General features: G+C 64.7%; 15 protein-coding genes. 6 read left to right on the top strand and 9 right to left on the bottom strand.

The window, feature by feature from the left end; translation table 11 throughout:
* The first annotated feature begins 93 nt into the window (after positions 1 to 93).
* Positions 94 to 1587, top strand: a complete 1494-nt coding sequence (locus ACZIRK_RS02030) for a flavin-containing monooxygenase (RefSeq protein ID WP_463326875.1) — start codon at positions 94 to 96, stop codon at positions 1585 to 1587.
* On the opposite strand, the gene ACZIRK_RS02025 is transcribed toward ACZIRK_RS02030, so the two are convergent.
* From ACZIRK_RS02025 to ACZIRK_RS02015, 3 genes are read right to left on the bottom strand one after another with little or no spacing between them, the layout of a single operon-like run.
* Positions 1572 to 3215 carry an ABC transporter ATP-binding protein gene (locus ACZIRK_RS02025; RefSeq protein WP_463326874.1) on the bottom strand — a complete coding sequence of 548 codons (1644 nt, stop codon included), beginning with the start codon at positions 3213 to 3215 and terminating at the stop codon, positions 1572 to 1574. The genes ACZIRK_RS02030 and ACZIRK_RS02025 overlap by 16 nt on opposite strands.
* Positions 3216 to 3218: 3 nt before the next feature.
* Positions 3219 to 4058 (bottom strand): ABC transporter permease, encoded by an 840-nt coding sequence (locus tag ACZIRK_RS02020; RefSeq protein ID WP_130229870.1) that lies wholly within the window; start codon positions 4056 to 4058, stop codon positions 3219 to 3221.
* A complete protein-coding gene (locus tag ACZIRK_RS02015; RefSeq protein WP_463326873.1) occupies positions 4055 to 5026 on the bottom strand; it encodes an ABC transporter permease in 972 nt (323 codons plus the stop codon). The genes ACZIRK_RS02020 and ACZIRK_RS02015 overlap by 4 nt, the downstream gene beginning before the upstream one ends.
* A 225-nt stretch (positions 5027 to 5251) precedes the next feature.
* On the opposite strand from ACZIRK_RS02015, the gene ACZIRK_RS02010 reads away from it, so the two are divergent.
* Entirely contained in the window at positions 5252 to 6277 is a 1026-nt protein-coding gene (locus ACZIRK_RS02010; RefSeq protein WP_463326872.1) for a histone deacetylase family protein, read from the top strand.
* A gap of 363 nt (positions 6278 to 6640) precedes the next feature.
* Here the strand turns inward: ACZIRK_RS02010 and ACZIRK_RS02005 are convergent, their stop codons facing one another.
* Positions 6641 to 7276: a TetR/AcrR family transcriptional regulator gene (locus ACZIRK_RS02005; RefSeq protein WP_028167427.1), complete on the bottom strand. Its 636-nt coding sequence runs from the start codon at positions 7274 to 7276 to the stop codon at positions 6641 to 6643.
* A 173-nt stretch (positions 7277 to 7449) separates the two neighbouring features.
* Between ACZIRK_RS02005 and ACZIRK_RS02000 the strand changes: the two genes are divergently transcribed.
* On the top strand, positions 7450 to 7659 hold the full coding sequence (locus ACZIRK_RS02000; RefSeq protein ID WP_028167428.1) for a ferredoxin: 210 nt from the start codon (positions 7450 to 7452) through the stop codon (positions 7657 to 7659).
* Between the two features lie 68 nt (positions 7660 to 7727).
* On the top strand, positions 7728 to 8945 hold the full coding sequence (locus ACZIRK_RS01995) for a cytochrome P450 (protein ID WP_130229867.1): 1218 nt from the start codon (positions 7728 to 7730) through the stop codon (positions 8943 to 8945).
* Between the two features lie 117 nt (positions 8946 to 9062).
* On the opposite strand, the gene ACZIRK_RS01990 is transcribed toward ACZIRK_RS01995, so the two are convergent.
* The 4 genes from ACZIRK_RS01990 to fixL all read right to left on the bottom strand — a co-directional run bounded on the left by ACZIRK_RS01990 (position 9063) and on the right by fixL (position 12598).
* On the bottom strand, positions 9063 to 9761 hold the full coding sequence (locus ACZIRK_RS01990; protein ID WP_130231435.1) for a helix-turn-helix domain-containing protein: 699 nt from the start codon (positions 9759 to 9761) through the stop codon (positions 9063 to 9065).
* A 211-nt stretch (positions 9762 to 9972) separates the two neighbouring features.
* Positions 9973 to 10374, bottom strand: coding sequence for a response regulator (locus ACZIRK_RS01985; RefSeq protein WP_130231437.1), 402 nt, complete (start codon positions 10372 to 10374; stop codon positions 9973 to 9975).
* 87 nt (positions 10375 to 10461) lie between these two features.
* Positions 10462 to 11079: a response regulator FixJ gene (gene fixJ / locus ACZIRK_RS01980; protein ID WP_463326871.1), complete on the bottom strand. Its 618-nt coding sequence runs from the start codon at positions 11077 to 11079 to the stop codon at positions 10462 to 10464.
* A complete protein-coding gene (gene fixL / locus ACZIRK_RS01975; protein ID WP_463326870.1) occupies positions 11069 to 12598 on the bottom strand; it encodes a sensor protein FixL in 1530 nt (509 codons plus the stop codon). The genes fixJ and fixL overlap by 11 nt, the downstream gene beginning before the upstream one ends.
* A gap of 202 nt (positions 12599 to 12800) precedes the next feature.
* Here fixL and ACZIRK_RS01970 point away from each other — a divergent pair, with 202 nt between their 5' ends.
* Complete coding sequence (locus tag ACZIRK_RS01970; protein WP_463326869.1) at positions 12801 to 13220, top strand: CBS domain-containing protein; 420 nt, start codon at positions 12801 to 12803, stop codon at positions 13218 to 13220.
* A gap of 74 nt (positions 13221 to 13294) precedes the next feature.
* On the opposite strand, the gene ACZIRK_RS01965 is transcribed toward ACZIRK_RS01970, so the two are convergent.
* Positions 13295 to 14020, bottom strand: a complete 726-nt coding sequence (locus tag ACZIRK_RS01965) for a CBS domain-containing protein (RefSeq protein WP_130231445.1) — start codon at positions 14018 to 14020, stop codon at positions 13295 to 13297.
* A 236-nt stretch (positions 14021 to 14256) separates the two neighbouring features.
* Here ACZIRK_RS01965 and ACZIRK_RS01960 point away from each other — a divergent pair, with 236 nt between their 5' ends.
* Entirely contained in the window at positions 14257 to 16965 is a 2709-nt protein-coding gene (locus ACZIRK_RS01960; RefSeq protein WP_463326868.1) for a bifunctional acetate--CoA ligase family protein/GNAT family N-acetyltransferase, read from the top strand.
* The last annotated feature ends 155 nt before the right edge of the window (positions 16966 to 17120 follow it).

The raw sequence follows: 17120 nt of genomic DNA, 5'->3' as shown, positions 1-17120 counted from the left end.
AGCGGAGGCAGTGGAATTGCCGGGATCGTGTCCGGCGATGACAATGGCGTGCGCGTACACTCGAACGGGATGGTGATTTTCCGGAGCATCCACATGGTCAAGCAGAAGCATGTTTGCATCATCGGCGCCGGCGTTTCCGGGCTCGCCGCAGCCAAGGCGTTTTCCGAACAAGGACACAGGGTGACCATCGTCGAGCGCAGCGGCGATCTCGGCGGCGTCTGGGAGCCGGCGCGGTCCTATCCCGAGGTCCAGACCCAGAGCCCGAAGGATCTCTATCGCTACACCGACAAGGCGATGCCGAACTCCTATCCGGAGTGGCCGAAGGGACCGCAGGTCTACGCATATTTGCGCGACTACGCGCACGAGCATGGACTCGACGATGCCCTGCGCTTCAACATCACTGTCGTGGCGATGGATCGCCGCGCCGATGGCAAGCCGGGCTGGACCCTCACACTTCGCACCAGGGACGGCAGCGTGAGCAATGAGGGTTTTGACTTCGTCGCAGTCTGCACCGGCCAGTTCAACGAGCCGCAAACCCTCAGCCTTTCCGGCGAGGATGCGTTCAAGGCGCAGGGCGGCAAGGTCCTGCACTCTTCGCAATATAACGACGCGGCAATGGCCAAGGGGCGTAGGATGGTGGTGCTCGGCGGCTCGAAATCGGCGACCGACATTGCTGTCAACGCTGTCAACTCGGGCGCTGCCGAAGTCACCATCGTCTATCGCGAGCCGGTGTGGCGCATTCCCTATTTCGTCGGCGGCTTGGTCAACTTCAAGCGCATCCTCTATATCCGCGCCCAGGAAGAGATGTTCCCGGGCTGGGGCATCGGCCCGCTGTCGCGGCTCGCGCATGGGCTGGCCAGGCCGCTGGTGTGGGCGAACTGGCGCGGGCTCGAGAGCCTTCTGAAGGTCCAGCTCAAGCTGAAGCAATGCGACATGGTGCCGAAGCAGCCGATCGAGGACGGTGTCAATTGCTCGGTGCCGATTGCAACGCCCGGCTTCTATCCGATGGTGGCCGATGGCCGCATCAAGGCGATCCGCGGCACCTTCGATCACTATGATGGCGACAGCATCGTGATGAGCGGGGGCGAGCGGGTGGCGGCGGATGTGGCGGTGCTTGCGATCGGCTACAAGCTTGGCGTCCCGTTCCTGCCCGAGAGCTACCGCAGCAGGCTAGTCGAACCCGATGGGCAGTATCGGCTCTATCGCCTGATCGCCAATCCGGATCTGCCGGATATGGGGTTCGTCGGATTCAATTCCAGCTTCGCCACGGTGCTTTGCGCCGAGCTGGCCGCCAACTGGCTGGTGCGCTACGCCGACGGCCAGCTTGCGCGCCAGCCGACTGCCGCGGAGATGAAGGAGAACATCGCCATGATGCTTCACTTCAAACGTGTCGAACGGCCGGCAGCGGGCGTCTATGGTGGGCTTTGCGTTGCGCCGTATCATTACCGTCATTTCGACGAGCTGCTGGCGGACATCGGTACGACCGTCCGCCGGCGCAATCCGCTCGCCGAAAAATTCACGCCGCCGGATGCCGATGCCTATGCGCGCTTCCTTGCTTCAGCACCGGACTATCACGCGGTGGCATAAGGACGGGCAGGCTCCTCGCTCGATGATGTCCGGCCGGGCACGGCGGCGAGCAGCTCGCGCGTGTAGGGATGCTCGGGCGCCGCGAACAGCGCGGCCGCAGGCCTGAGCTCCACGATCTCGCCCCGTTGCATCACTGCGATGCGGTCGCAGATTTGCGCGGCGACGCGCAGATCGTGGGTGATGAACAGCATTGATAATCCAAGCCGCGCCTTGAGGTCTTCGAGCAGATTGAGAACCTGCGCCTGCACGGAGACATCGAGCGCGGAGACCGCTTCGTCCGCGACCAGGATTTCGGGCTCGAGCGCCAGCGCGCGGGCGATGCCGATGCGCTGGCGCTGGCCGCCGGAGAATTCGTGCGGAAAACGGTCCATCGCATTGGCGTTGAGGCCGACCATGCCGAGCAGGTCGCGAGCGCGCTGCCGCGCCACGTCAGGATCGGTACCATGCGCGATCGGCCCATCCGCGATGATGTTGCCGACCTTGCGGCGCGGATTGAGCGAGGCAAAGGGATCCTGGAAGATCATCTGGATGCGGCTCCGCTCCTTGCGCAGCTCCTTGCCGCCGATCGCGGTGAAGTCGGTATCGCCGAGGCGGACCGTGCCCTGGTCCGGTTCGATCAGGCGCATGACAAGGCGCGCGACCGAGGATTTTCCGGAACCGGATTCCCCGACCAGGCCGAGCGTCTCGCCCTGCAGGATGTTGAAGTTGACGGCTTTGGCTGCCTGCACGCGGCGCTCCGGCTGGAACCAGCCGCCACCGGAGACATAGGTCTTGTCGAGGCCGATCACCTCGACCGCCTTGGGACGGTCGACGAGGGGAGCGCGTTGCGGAGGTTCCATCGATGGCACTGCGGCGAGCAGTGCGCGTGCGTAGGGATGCTGCGGACGTTGCAGCACGGCATCGGCCGAGCCCTGTTCGACCACCTTGCCGTGCTGAAGCACGACCACGCGGTCGGCGATATCGGCGACGACGCCGAAATCATGGGTGATGAACATCACCGCCATGTTGCGGCGGCGCTGCAGGTCGCGGATCAGTTTCAAAATCTGCGCCTGCGTGGTGACGTCGAGCGCGGTGGTCGGTTCGTCCGCGACCAGCACCGCCGGCTCGAGCGCGAGCGCCATCGCGATCATCGCGCGCTGGCGCTGGCCGCCGGACAATTGGTGCGGATAGGCGCGCACGGTGCGTTCGGGATCAGGCAGGCCGACCTCGCGCAAGAGATTGAGCGCCTTCCGCCGGCGCTCCTTCGGCGTCAGCAGATTGTGCGCTTCGAACATCTCGGCGATCTGATCGCCGATCCGCATCAACGGATTGAGCGCCGTCATCGGCTCCTGGAACACCATGGCGATGTGCCGGCCGCGCAGGCCGAGCCATTGGTCGTCGTCGAGCCGCAGCAGGTTCTGCCTCTCGAACAGGATCTCGCCGGCCTCGCGGCCGATCGTGTCGGGAAGGAGGCCCATCAACGCGTGGGCGCACATCGATTTGCCGGAGCCGGACTCGCCGACCACGCAAAGGATCTTGCCGGGGACGAGATCAAGCGACACGCCGTCGACAGCGTAGGCGCGGTCGGCGCCGGGCGGCAGTGCTAGCTTGAGGTCCTTGATGACGACGACGGCTTTGCTCTCGGACATTGCTCAGCGCCCATCCTTGTTGAGGCGCGGATTGAGCGCGTCGTTGAGGCCTTCGCCGATCAGGTTCAGCGCCAGCACCGAAACCAGGATGGCGATGCCGGGAAACACCGTGATCCACCAGGCCTGCCGGATCACGGTGCGGCCGGCGCCAACCATGTAGCCCCATGACATCAAATTGGGATCGCCGAGGCCGAGGAAGGAGAGCGAGGATTCGAGGAGGATTGCGGTCGCCACCATCAGCGAGGCCAGCACGATGACGGGCGAAAGCGCGTTCGGCAGGATCTCGCGCCAGATGATCCAGCTATGGGTCTGGCCGGTGACGATCGCGGCCTGCACATATTCGCGGGTGCGCAGCGACAGCACTTCGCCGCGCACCAGCCGCGCCACCGGCGGCCAGCTTACGATCGCGATCGCCAGCACGATCGAGACGATCGATGGTTGCATGATCGCAACCAGCACGATCGCGAGCGCGAAGCTGGGCACGGTCTGGAAGAATTCGGTGAAGCGCATCAGGGCATCGCCGATCCGGCCGCCGAAATAGCCGGCGAGGGCGCCGACAGGAATACCGACGGCAAGCGCAGCGAGCGTCGAGACCAGACCGACCAATAGCGAGACACGGGCGCCATAGATGATGCCCGCGAACACATCGCGGCCGAGCGCGTCGGTACCGAGCGGCAGGCCTGATGTCGTGAACGGCGGCAGGAACGGCCGCTGCACCATGCGCCAGGGTGAATTCGGGAAGATCATCGGCCCGAACAGCGCGACCGCGATCGCGATCAGGAGAATGATCGAGCCGATCAATCCGCCGGGATTGCGCAGCAATAGCTTCCAGAACCGCTTCATGCCGCAACCTCGATGCGCGGATCGACCGAGCGGTAGATCAGATCGGTGATCAGGTTGAACGCCAGCACCATCGCCGAGCAGACGACGAAGACGCCGAGCAAGAGGTTATAGTCGCGCTGCAGTAGCGCCTCGTACATCAGCCGGCCGATGCCGGGCCAGGCAAACACGGTCTCGGTCAGCACGGCGCCACCGACCAGCGTGCCCGCCTGCAGGCCCGCAAGTGTCACCACCGGCAGCAATGCGTTGCGCAGGACGTGGCGGCGCTGGATCACCGCGTCACGCAAGCCCTTGGCGTGCGCGGTCTTGACGAAATCGAGCCGCTTCACCTCCAGCATCGAGGCGCGCGTCATGCGGGTGTATGTGGCCATGAAGAACAGGCCGATCGTCATCGCTGGCAGGATCAGGTGCGCACCGACGTCGAGCACATGAGCGAAACCGGTGTAGTTGGCGCCCACCGTCTCGTAGCCGAAGCTCGGCAGCCAATCCATCGCAACCGAGAACAACAGGATCGCCATCAGCGCCACCCAGAACAGCGGCGTGGCGTAGAAGATCAGCGCCATTATCGTGATCGCGGTATCGGCCCAACTGCCTGCGCGGCGCGCTGCCAAGGTTCCGAACAGCACGCCTGATAGCAGCGAGATCGCAAACGCCGTGCCGGTCAGCAGCAGCGTTGCCGGTAGTCGCTCCAGGATTAATTGCGACACCGGCGCTTGCTGGCGGAAGGAGAAACCGAGGTCCAGGGTGGCGATGCCCTTCACATATCGATAGAGCTGCACGGGCAATGGCTGGTCGAGCCCGAATTTCTCGCGGAGCTGCGCGACGAAGAGTTGATCGCTGGCGCCGGCTTCGCCGGCCATCACCACCGCGGGGTCGCCGGGCGCCAGGCGGATCAGGAAGAAGTTCAAGACGACGATCGCAAGCAGCACGACGATCGCCTTCATAATTCGTTGCGCGATGAATCCGAGCATCGGAACCTTTCAGCTCGTTCGGGAGATGACACAGCCGTGTGCCAAGGAGGCGGTCATCGCTGTCGATTCAACGGGTCTGACCTGGAGGGGCAAGGTTAAACTCTCGGCAGTCGGCGCTTAAGGAATGAACAGCAGCATGGAGATCCTTTTCGCAACCGGGGCGCTTTGCGATTCCAGCGGTTCTATGCAAGGGATGTTCCTGTCGCCAATGATGGGAGCCTGTTCGTGAAGGCCGTCTATACCGAACTGCATCGCAGCCATGATCCGCAATTCTTCCTGGTCCGCGGCGTCGTCAAGCGCACCACCGAACAGCCCGAGCGCGCCGACCGCCTGCTGGCAGGGCTGAAGGCGGGCAAGCATCAACTGGTCGAGCCGACCGTGTTCGGGCAGGGGCCGCGGGCGCGGGTGCACAGCGCCGAATATCTGAGCTTCCTCGCGGAAGCCTGGGACGCGTGGTCGGCGCTCGGCGATTCCGGTTCCGAGATGATTGCCAACATCCATCCGGTGCGCAACGCCGCCACCTATCCGACCCATATCGTCGGCCGGCTCGGCTGGCACACGGCGGACACCGCTGCGCCGATCGGGCCGGGCACCTGGGCCGCCGCTTGTGCTGCGACCGACGTCGCAGCGACCGCCGCGCAGATGGTGTTGGAGGGCGAAGACGCCGTCTACGCGCTGTGCCGTCCGCCCGGTCATCATGCCTACCGCGATATCGCCGGCGGCTTCTGCTTCCTCAACAACAGCGCGGTTGCGGCCGCGCATCTGCGGCTGATGCATGAGCGCGTCGCGATCCTCGATGTCGATGTCCATCACGGCAATGGCACGCAGGGCATCTTCTACGAGCGAGGTGATGTGCTGACGGTGTCGATCCATGCCGATCCGGCCGCCTTCTATCCGTTCGTTTGGGGCTATGCGCATGAACGCGGTGCCGGTACCGGGCTCGGCACCAATCTCAACATCCCGCTGCCGATCGGAACCGGCGACGACGGCTACCTCGCGGCACTTGCGACGGCGCAGAAGACGATCGAGGCCTTCGCGCCCGGCGCGCTTGTCATTGCCCTCGGTCTCGATGCCTCCGAGCACGATCCGCTGGCCGGGCTTGCCGTCACCACGGAAGGATTCCGCCGCATCGGCGCCGCGATCGCGCGGATCGGCCTGCCCACCGTGTTCGTGCAGGAAGGCGGCTATCTCTCCGACATCCTCGGCGACAATCTGACCGCGGTGCTCGGCGGCTTTGAAGCGGCGAGGTGAGGGAAGTGCCGTAGGGTGGGCAAAGCGAAGCGTGCCCACCATCAAGCATCGCGCTCGTGACGGTGGGCACGCTTGCGCCTGTGCTTGTTCGAGCACCGGTGAATGTGGTCCGCTTTGCCCACCCTACGGCACCTGCGCGCTCGGCATGCTCTCTCGACGTCATTGCGAGCGAAGCGAAGCAATCCATAGCGCGGCAAGCGGAGGCATGGATTGCTTCGGTGCGCTCGCATGACGGAGGCCGTCATTCCGGGGCGATGCGTTAGCATCGAGCCCGGAATCGATCCAACCGCAGAGTACGCCGCCTAATGGATTCCGGGTTCGCGCTTTGCGCGCCCCGGAATGACGAGGAGAGATATCTCTAAACTAGCGGCCTCTTTCCGCCGCCTTGATCGCGAGCGTGAGGCTCAGCTTGATCTGCGCGACCATGTCGTCGAGCAGTTCTTCGCGCGTGGTTTCGGCGAGCTGGCCGGTGAGCAGGCCTTGCTCGGCGAGCATGACGACGCCGTGCAGCGCGGCCCAGATCTGCAGCGCGTGGCGCTCGCGCAGGAGGGCGACCGCCGGCGACTCCAGCGCTTCGAGCAGCAGACCGAATGTCTCCATCGCAGCGCTGTGCAGCTCGCTGTCCTTTGGCGAGCAGGCCATCACGCGCGAGGCGAACATCAGGCGGTAGATGCCGTGGCGGCGCTGGCCGAAGGCGAGGGCGGCTTGCGCGAAGCGCGAGATTTTTGTCCGCTTCGACGGTCCGTCGATGGCGTCGCGCAGCATCGTGTTGAATTGGCGAAACGCTTCCGCCGCGACGGCCGTCAGCAGCGCCTCGCGGTCGGCGAAATGCCGGTAGGGTGCGGGCTGCGAGACGCGGAGCTTCTTGGCGAGGGCGCTGATGCTGATGGCTTCGGGGCCGCCGAGTTCCGCTTCCCGCAGTGCAGCGTGCACCAGGGCGTCGCGGAGATCGCCATGGTGATAGGCATTCTGCGGCTTGCGGGCGAGGCGTGTTCCCATCCTAATGTGATAGGCTATAACTTTTCGCTTGACAGCACAACCGGACCGCGAATGTAATAGCTCTAATTTGAGACGTGGCCGAAGCAAGCCGCGTCCGCCGAGAAGCAGAGGAAACGCCAGTCCGCGCATCGAGCCACGGGCATCGATGCTGCGCGCGGCAGAGGGAAGCGCCCATGTCCGGAAAGCTGAAGATTCACGTCGACCAGGACAGGTGCCAGGGACACGCGCGCTGCAAGGCCCTCGCGCCCGAACTGTTCGACCTCGACGACTACGGCAATGCGCATGAGCACGGCGAAGGCCGTGTGCCTGAAGGGCTCGAGGACAAGGCCTATCTCGCCCAGACCAACTGCCCCGAATTCGCGATCGAAGTCATCGAGGAGTGAGGCGCGCGGTCGAACCGCCACCTTCATCCACACTTGATCTGAACGAACACAGCGGAAGGAAACTGCCGATGTCCGATTCCGTCAGCATGATGCCCGAACACCCGCCGGTGACCGACTGGATCCGTGATTTCGACCACACCGATCCGGCCTGGACCGAGAATCCATTTCCGATCTGGGAGCAGTTGCGTGCGGCCTCGCCGGTCGTTCACACCGAGCGCTTCCTCGGCTGCTATATGCCGACCACCTATGAGGCGGTAAAGCAGGTCGCCTACGACACCGAGCATTTTTCGTCTCGTCGCATCATTGTGCGCGACGTGCGGCCGGAGGTCACGCAGCCGGCGCCGCCGATCACCTCCGATCCACCCGAACATAAGCCGGCCAAGCAGTTGCTGCTGCCGCCGTTCACGCCCGACGCGATGAAGAAGCTCGAGCCCCGGGTCCGCGCGATCTGCAACGAGCTGATCGACGAGTTCATCGATGACGGAAAATGCGACGCCGCCGAGCGCTACACGAAGCATATTCCGGTGCGCGCCATCGCCCATATGCTGGGTATACCCGAGAAGGATGGCGACCTCTTCATCAAGTGGATCCACGAAATCCTCGAGCTCGGCATCAAGGATCAGGACATCTTGATGCGCGCGCTCCACGAGATGAGTGCGTATTTCGCGGGCCATATCGCCGAACGCAAGGGCAAGCCGACCGACGATCTGATCACGACGCTGATGAACGCGCGCGACAAGGACGGCAAGCCGTTGTCGGACGCCCATGTGCTTGGCTCGCTGCGACTGCTCCTGGTCGCCGGCATCGATACCACCTGGAGCGCGATCGGCTCCTCGCTCTGGCACCTCGCGAAGACGCCCGCGGATCGCGAGCGGCTGGTTGCTCAGCCGGAATTGTTGCCGACTGCGATCGAGGAGTTCCTGCGCGCCTATTCCCCGGTGACGATGGCGCGCGAAGTGGTGAAGGAGACCACGGTCAGCGGCTGCCCCGTCAAGCCCGGCAACATGGTGCTGTTGTCCTTCCCCGCCGCCAATCGCGACCCTGCGATGTTCGCGGACGCCGACAAGGTCGTGATCGATCGCAAGGAGAATCGTCACGCCGCCTTCGGCCTCGGCATCCATCGCTGCGTCGGCTCGAACCTCGCACGCATGGAGATGATGGTCGCGATCGAGGAATGGCTGAAGCGGATTCCCGACTTCCGGCTCGATCCGGCCGGCAAGGTGGCGTGGTCGGAAGGCACCGTCCGCGGCCCCCGCGCGCTGCCGCTCTTGTTCGGGGCGGGTTAACGACTGCGTAGCCCGGGTGGAGCGCAAGCGTAACCCGGAACACCTCCATCTACGTCTACCAGCGGCCCCGGGTTGCGCTTCGCTTCACCCGGGCTACGACCCTACCGGAGTCCTCTATCAAACATCCATGTTGCGCAGGCGCTGGCGGTTGCGCAGCACGATCTGGCGCGCGCCGGAGAAGCCGAGCACGCCTTCGTCGTTCAGTTGCGACAGCGCGCGGGAGACCGTCTCCAGTGTCAGTCCGAGATAATCCCCGATGTCGCGGCGACACATCGGCAGCGCCATCATGCCCATGCCGGCGACAGCAAGGCGGCGATCCATTTCCAGCAGGAAATTGGCGACCCGCTCCATGGCGCTCTTGCGCCCGAGCAGAAGCATGTGCTCTTCGGCGTGCTTGAGGTCACCAGCCGTCATGGTCCAGAGCTTGTGGGCGACCTGGACGTCGGTGCCGGCGGCCTGTTCCAGGCTGCGGCGCTTCACCAGACGCACCGTGGTGTCGATGATGGCTTCCGCCGCCAGCCGGTGCTTGGCGCCGGACTCGAGCCCGAAGACGTCGCCGGGCAGGTGAAACGCGCCGATCTGGCGCCGTCCGTCGGAGAGCAGCTTGTAGGTGCGGACCGCGCCGCGGACCACTTGGTAAACGTATTCCGCTGGCTCATCCTCGCCGTAGATTTCCTCATCCTTCCGGTAGGTGAATTCGGTCGCGATCAGGCCGGCATGTCCGGCCAGGCCGCAAAATGGCTCGGTGGGCGCAGGGCCGCCCGGGACAGGCCGGTTGATATTGAGGGAAGCGGTGGCGGGCGACTGGGTGAGCATTGAGCCATCTCCTGTGCAGCGGATGGCTTTTGGTACGCGGAACAAGCGAACTCGGAAATTTCGCTCCATGCCTTAAGGGCTGGCCCCTAAGTAAAGTTGCGTAGGTGGGCCGGACCGTAGCCCGGGTGGAGCGCCAGCGTAACCCGGGGGCCGCTGGTAGACGTGGATGGAGGTGTCCCGGGTTGCGCTGCGCTTCACCCGGGCTACGAGGCTAGGGGGCGTGAGCGGTCGATCGGTCCGTCTTGATCACGTCCCAGATGCGGGTGGACAGACTGTCCTCGACATGCGGCTTGTGCAGCACATGGCGGATGCCGGCGGCCGCGGCCTTGGCCGGAATGGTCGCATCGGGATAGCCGGTGATCAGAATGATCGGCGTGTCCACGTCGCGCTGGCGCAAAACCCCGGCGAGGTCGATGCCGCTCATGTTCGGCATCTTGTAGTCGATGACGAAACAGTCGGCGCCGCCCATGGTCATGGCGTTCAGCAATGCCTCGGCGCTGCGGAAGGTGCGGACATAGAAGCCGTCGGTTTCCAGGAGGAAACGCAGCGAGCCGAGCACGTCGGTATCGTCGTCCACGACGTAGACAAGAGGGGGTCTGGTGGGTGCGGGCATCACGGCTTTTATCCGCCTTCCGGGCCGGCCATCCGGTCCATCAACCTCCGTTTATAAGCCTCTCGACGCCGGTCGGCTTGATTCAGCTCAATCCTTGAGCGCCCCGGCCCGCATGGCCAGGCGGACCAATTCCGAAAGGCTGCTCGCCTGCATCTTGGTCATCACATTGGCCCGGTAAACCTCGATGGTGCGGGGGCTGATATTGTAGTCGCGGGCGATCATCTTGTTGGAAAGCCCGGCCACCAGCCCGTCCATGACCTGCCGCTCGCGCGGGCTGAGCGAGGCGATGCGGGCGGCGACGTCCTGGGTCGCGGCCTCGTCGCGGGCGCCGGCCTCGGCTTGGCGGAGCGCGACGTCAATCATCGCGATCAGCCGGTCGTCCTCGAACGGCTTTTCCATGAAGTCGACCGCGCCGAGCTTCATCGCCTCGACGGCGAGCGGGACATCGCCATGGCCGGTCATGATGATGACCGGGAAAGCTCCGCGGCTTTCCTTGACGCGCTTCAAGAGCTCGATGCCGTCGACGCCGGGCATGCGGATATCTGAGACCACGCAGCCGAACTCGATGGTGGGGAGCGTGTCCAGGAAGACTTGCGCCGATTCGAACAGGCGCACGTCGAAGTCAGCCGAGTCGAGCAAGAATTGCAGCGAATCCCGCATCGCGTCGTCATCGTCAATGACGTAGACATTTCCCCTACGCGCCATCTGTCAAACTCTCGTTCGGTACCGCCGGCAGCGTGAAACGAAAGGTCGCGCCGCCCGCGTCATTGGACTCGGCCCACATCCGCCCGCCATGCGCCTCGATGATCGAGCGGCTGATCGACAGCCCGACGCCCATGCCGGTTTCCTTGGTGGTGAAGAAGGTCTGGAACAGGTTTTTCTCCACGTCGTCAGGAAATCCATGGCCGGTGTCGAACACCGACACTTCGATCATGTCCTCGTCGACCGGCCGGTTCGAGGCGATCAGCTCGCGCCGGTCGGACTGCGCCATCGCCTCCAGCGCATTACGGAACAGATTGACCAGCACCTGCTGGACCTGGACGCGGTCGACCAGCACCAGATCATATCGCGGATCGAGGTTGAAGCGGATCCGCACGTCCTGCTCGCGCGCGCCAGCAAGGCCCAAGGCGCCGGCTTCCTCGACCATCTTCGAGAGACGTTCGACGCGCTTTTCCGACTCGCCGCGGGCAACGAAGTCGCGCAGCCGGCGGATGATCTGCCCGGCGCGGATCGCCTGTTCGGCGGCGCGATCCAACGCGTTCTCGATCTTGGCGCGGTTCGGGTCATCGCTCGCGCCGAGCAGGCGGCGCGAGCCTTTCATGTAGTTGCTGATGGCGGCGAGCGGCTGGTTGAGCTCGTGGGCGAGCGCGGACGCCATCTCGCCCATTGCGCTGAGGCGCGAGACGTGGACGAGCTCCGACTGCAATTCCTGCAGCCGCGCCTGGGTCTGCTGGTGCTCGGTGAGATCGCGGACAAAGCCGGTGAAATAGGGCACACCGCCGGACTGCATCTCGCCGATCGACAGATGCATCGGGAAGGTGGTGCCGTCCTTGCGCTGGCCGGTCACGATGCGGCCGATGCCGATGATGTGGCGCTCGCCGGTCGTAAGGTAGCGTGCCATGTAGCTGTCATGGCGAGAGCGGTCGGGCTCCGGCATCAAGATGCTGACATTCTGTCCGATCGCCTCCTGCTCGGCATATCCGAACTGTCGTTCCGCCGCGCTCGAGAAGAATTGCATGGTACCGCGGCCATCGATGACGATCATCGCGTCGGGGATCGTCTCCAGGATCGACCGCAGGTGCCCTTCGCGCGTGCGCAGGGCCTCCTCATGCCGCTTTTCCTCATCGATGTCGAGCACGATGCCGGAAAGGTGCGCGGACGTCTTGTCCCGCGTCAGGCTGCCGCGGAGCCGCACCCAGCGGTCGCCGTCATCATTCCGGCTCAGCCGGTAGGCGAGGTCGAAGGGCTCGCCGCTTTCGGCCGCGCGTGACATCGCCTGTTCGGTGCGTTCGCGGTCATCGGGCCCGAGCAGCGAGAGGAAGAACTCGTAGCTGATCGGCGCGTTATCGGGAACGCCGAACAGCCTGCGCGCGGTGGTCGACCAGGCGAGCTCCTTGGTCGACAGATCAATATCCCAGCCGCCGATCCCGGCTCCCTCGGCGCCGAGCCGAAAGCGCCGATCGGGGGCGCAGTCATCGGAAGGGGGAGGGTCGAGGCCAGTCAAACGCTTTTCCGGTTCTTCGCCGCCGCGGGGCGGATTCGTATAGTGGTCTGGCAGATTATGGTCCGATTGGCCAGTCCTGCTCAAGGGGAGGAGGGGCTTCGTCCCGCAGTCGCCGTGACCCGCGGCAGGTTCGGTGATTGACTTCGGTCAATATGCCAGCGGGGCGGCTGGCTTAAATGAAGAAGCTGACAGAGGATTCGCCTTGTACAAATTTCTCGAGCTGACCGCCGCCGACTACATGACGCGCGAGCCGAAGACGGTCTCGCGCGATATGACGATGGCCAAACTGTGCGAACGTTTCGAGAAGGAGGACTTCAACACCTATCCCGTCGTCGACGGGACGCAGGTGGTGGGAATGGTCTCCAAATTCGACCTCTTGTCCTGCTTCGTCTTCACGCCGGCGCGCATCCTGCCGCGCTATGAGGATCTGATGCAGAAAACGACCGCGGACGTGATGACGTCGGAATTCATCTATGTGGTGCCGGAGACGCGGTTGACGCGGGTGCTCGAACTGATGGTCAATCACCGGCTGCGGAGCATACCGGTGCTCGAGGGCGAACGGCTCGCCGGCATTATTTCTCGCGAAGACGTGATGCGCGCCCTGCGCGACTGCGCCGGCTGAATCCGATTTCAATTTTCATAAAAGAAATGCAGCGTGACGACCGTCCGTCATCACGCTGCGAAGGGCCGGCGCTTTTAGCCCGTCTTCGCCCACTCCCTGTCGTCAGGTGACTGCAGATAGAAGCCGGACATCGGCTCGACCCAGCAGAGATGGTCGTGGACCTTCTTCACCCCGGCGACGTTTTCGGTGGCGACCACCACGGCTTGGCGGCTGCGCTCGTCGGTGATGACGCCGCTCAAGTGCACGATGCCGTCGCGGACGACGACGCTGAGGCCGAACGGGCACCAATCCGCTTTCTCCAGCGCAGCGATGATGCGGTCGCGGATGTGGTCGTCGTCGGCGGTCGGATCGGGGATATCGCGGGCAAGGCTTGCCACCGCCTGCAGCAGGTTGGACCGCGACACGATGCCGACGATCTCGTCACCGCGAACGACCGGCAGGCGCTTGATGTGATGCTTCTCCATCAGCGCGACGATCGTCTCGACCGATGTCTCCTCGGTGACCGTGATCGGATCCGAGGTCATGATCTCGGCGACCCTGCGGCCCTGCTCGCGAACGAACTCGGTCGCGGCCGGGCCGGGGCCGAGCAGGAATTTCAGGAACCGGCCGTATTTGCGCTGGGTTCCGATCTCGCCGCGGCGCAGGAAGTCGCCCTCGGAGATGACGCCGACCAGCTTGCCGGCGGCGACGACTGGTAGTCCACTGATATGCCGCTGCAGCATCAGGTTGGCTGCATCGACGATGGTTGTTTCAGGCGTGACTGAGATGACGGGGCGGGTCATGATCTGATGGGCGCGCATGGGTTTGTTCCATTTGATGCGGTTGATAGTCGCAGCCTAGCCGTACCGTAGGCCCGGCGTTTGAGGCAGGTCAACGCGTTCGGGCCCGTCGGAATTGAGCAAACGCAAGGCCGACTCCGGAACAGGAACTATTCGTCATGGGCCGGCCACCATGGCTGGTTACGGTGTCGCATCGCAGCGCCATCGCCTCGTAACCTCGATACGGCCAGTGCCGGCCGAAGGTCCGGAAGCAGAGCATGTCCACTTACAGATTGAATCACCTGCTGTCGCCGCGCTCGGTCGCGCTCGCCGGAGCCAGCCCGCGCGAGGGCTCGGTCGGCCGCGCCATCGTGCAGAATATTTCCGGCGGCAAGTTCAAGGGCCAGTTCGGTGTGGTCAATTCGCGCCATGCCGAGATTGCCGGCGTTGCGACGGTCGGCAGCATCGCCGAATTGCCATTCGTGCCCGAGCTCGTCGTGATCACGGCGCCGGCTGCCGCCGTGCCCGGGATCGTCGACGATGCCGGCCAGCGCGGCGCGATCGGCGCCGTCATCATCACCGCCGGACTGGGCCACGGCCCGGGGTCGCTCGCGGAGGCCACCGAACAGGCGGCGCGCAAGCATCGCATGCGGCTGATCGGCCCCAACTGCATCGGCATCATGGCGCCCAGCGTCGGTCTCAATGCCAGCTTCTCGACGCATCTGCCGGCGGCGGGCAACCTCGCGCTGATCTCGCAATCGGGCGCGATCGCGGCCGGCATGGTGGACTGGGCCGCGCAGCGCGTGGTCGGATTTTCCGGCATCGTCTCGATCGGCGATCAGCTCGACGTCGATATCGCCGATCTCCTGGATTATTTCGCGCTCGACGGCGCAACGCACGCGATCCTGCTCTATGTCGAGTCGATCAAGGACGCGCGCAAATTCATGTCGGCGGCGCGCGCCGCGGCGAGGATCAAGCCGGTGGTCGTGGTCAAGTCCGGCCGCATGGCGCAGGGCGCGAAAGCGGCGGCGACGCATACCGGCGCGCTTGCCGGTTCGGACGCAGTCTATGATGCCGCGTTTCGCCGCGCCGGCATGCTCAGGGTCTCCGATCTGCGCGAATTGTTCGACTGCGCCGAGACGCTGGCGCGCGTGGCCTCGCCGCCGGGCAAGCGGCTGGCGCTGCTCACCAATGGCGGCGGCCTCGGCGTGCTCGCGATCGACCGATTGGTCGAGCTCGGCGGAATTCCGGCGACGATCACGCCAAACACTCACGCGCAGCTCGATGCGGCCCTGCCGCCCACCTGGTCCGGCTCGAACCCTGTCGACATCGTCGGCGATGCCGGGGCTTCACGTTATGCCGTGGCGCTCGAGGCGCTGCTCGCCGATCCCGGCAATGACGCGGTCCTGGTCATGAATGTGCAGACCGCGATTGCCGCGCCGGACGAGATTGCCTCGACCGTGACCAAGATCGTGACCGAGCACCGCAAGAAGCGGGGCAGGGCGGCCAAGCCGGTGCTTGCGGTGTGGGTCGGCGCCAACGGCGCGATCAGCGACCTCTTCAGCGGCAACAGGATTCCGAACTACATCACCGAGGACGACGCGGTGCGCGGCTTCATGCACCTGGTGCGGCATCGCGAGGTCGTGGAGGAACTGACGCAGGTGCCGCCGGCGATGCCGGAGAGCTTTACGCCTGACGCTCCGGCGGCGCGCAAGATCGTCACCGCCGCGATCTCGGACGGACGCCAGTGGCTCAACCCGATCGAGATAAAAGGGCTGTTCGAAGCCTATGACATCCCGATGGTCGAGACCTATCTCGCGGCCGATGCGGAGGAGGCGGTCAAGTATGCCAACACCCTGTTCGCGCAAGGCATGACGGTCGCGCTGAAGATCATGTCGCGCGACATCGTGCACAAGTCTGATATCGGCGGCGTCATCCTCAATCTGACCACGCCTGATGCCGTGCGCGTGGCCACCGCCGAGATCCTGGGCCGCGCCACGGCGCTGCGGCCGGACGCGCGGGTTTCCGGCGTCATCGTGCAGGCGATGATCGTGCGGCCGAAGGTGCGCGAGCTCATTCTCGGCCTCGCCGACGATCCGACCTTCGGCACCGTGGTTGTGTTCGGCCGCGGCGGCGTCGCGGTCGAGATCATCAACGACAAGGCATTGGCGCTGCCGCCGCTCGACATGCGGCTGGCGCGCGAATTGATCGAGCGCACGCGGGTGTCGCGGCTGCTGCGCGCCTATCGCGACGTGCCGGCGGTGAAGCCGGATGCGGTGGCGACCGTGCTGGTCAAGCTCGCGCAGATGGCGGCGGATCTCCCCGAGATCAGGGAGCTCGACATCAATCCGCTGCTGGCGGACGAGGCCGGCGTGCTCGTGGTCGATGCGCGCGTTGCGGTCGGCATCGTGCCGCGCAAATTTGCGGGGCCCGGGCTCAGCAACTTTGCGGTCAGGCCCTATCCGTCACGATGGCAGCGGCAGCTTGCGGACCGTGACGGACACTTGATCGACGGGCGACGTATCTTCGCGCGGCCGATCCGACCCGAAGACGAGCCGCAGATCCACGACTTGCTGCGGCACGTCACGGCTGAGGACCTGCGGCTGCGCTTCTTCGCGCCGATCAAGGAATTCTCCCACGAGTTCATCGCCCGGCTCACCCAGCTCGACTACGCACGCGCGATGGCCTTCGTGGCGGTCGACGAAAGCACCCAGGAAATCCTGGGCGTGGTGCGGATTCATTCCGACTCGATTTATGAAAGCGGCGAATATGCGATCCTGCTGCGCACGGATCTGAAGGGAAAGGGGCTCGGCTGGGCGCTGATGCAGCTCCTGATCGAATACGCGAGATCGGAAGGGCTGAAGGCGATTTCGGGCCAGGTGCTGACCGAGAACATCGTGATGCTCGATATGTGCCGGAAATTCGGCTTCGAGGTGAAGGCCGATCCTCTCGAGCACGGTCTCTGTGACGTCAAGCTGGCGCTGTGACAGCTTCGTAGCCCGGTGGAGCGGAACGCGTAACCCGGGGCCGCCGTGGCAGTGTTGCGAGCGGGCCCGGGTTAGCTGGCGCTTCACTCGGGCTACGGAGTTATCAAAGCCGCGACACCATCGTGACGCGATAGGTGTGCATCTTGTCGCCGATC

It is taken from the genome of Bradyrhizobium sp. Leo114, from assembly GCF_055229415.2.
The sequence above is the reverse complement of the archived record's forward strand: the minus strand, read 5'-3'. Positions and strand labels throughout refer to the sequence as shown.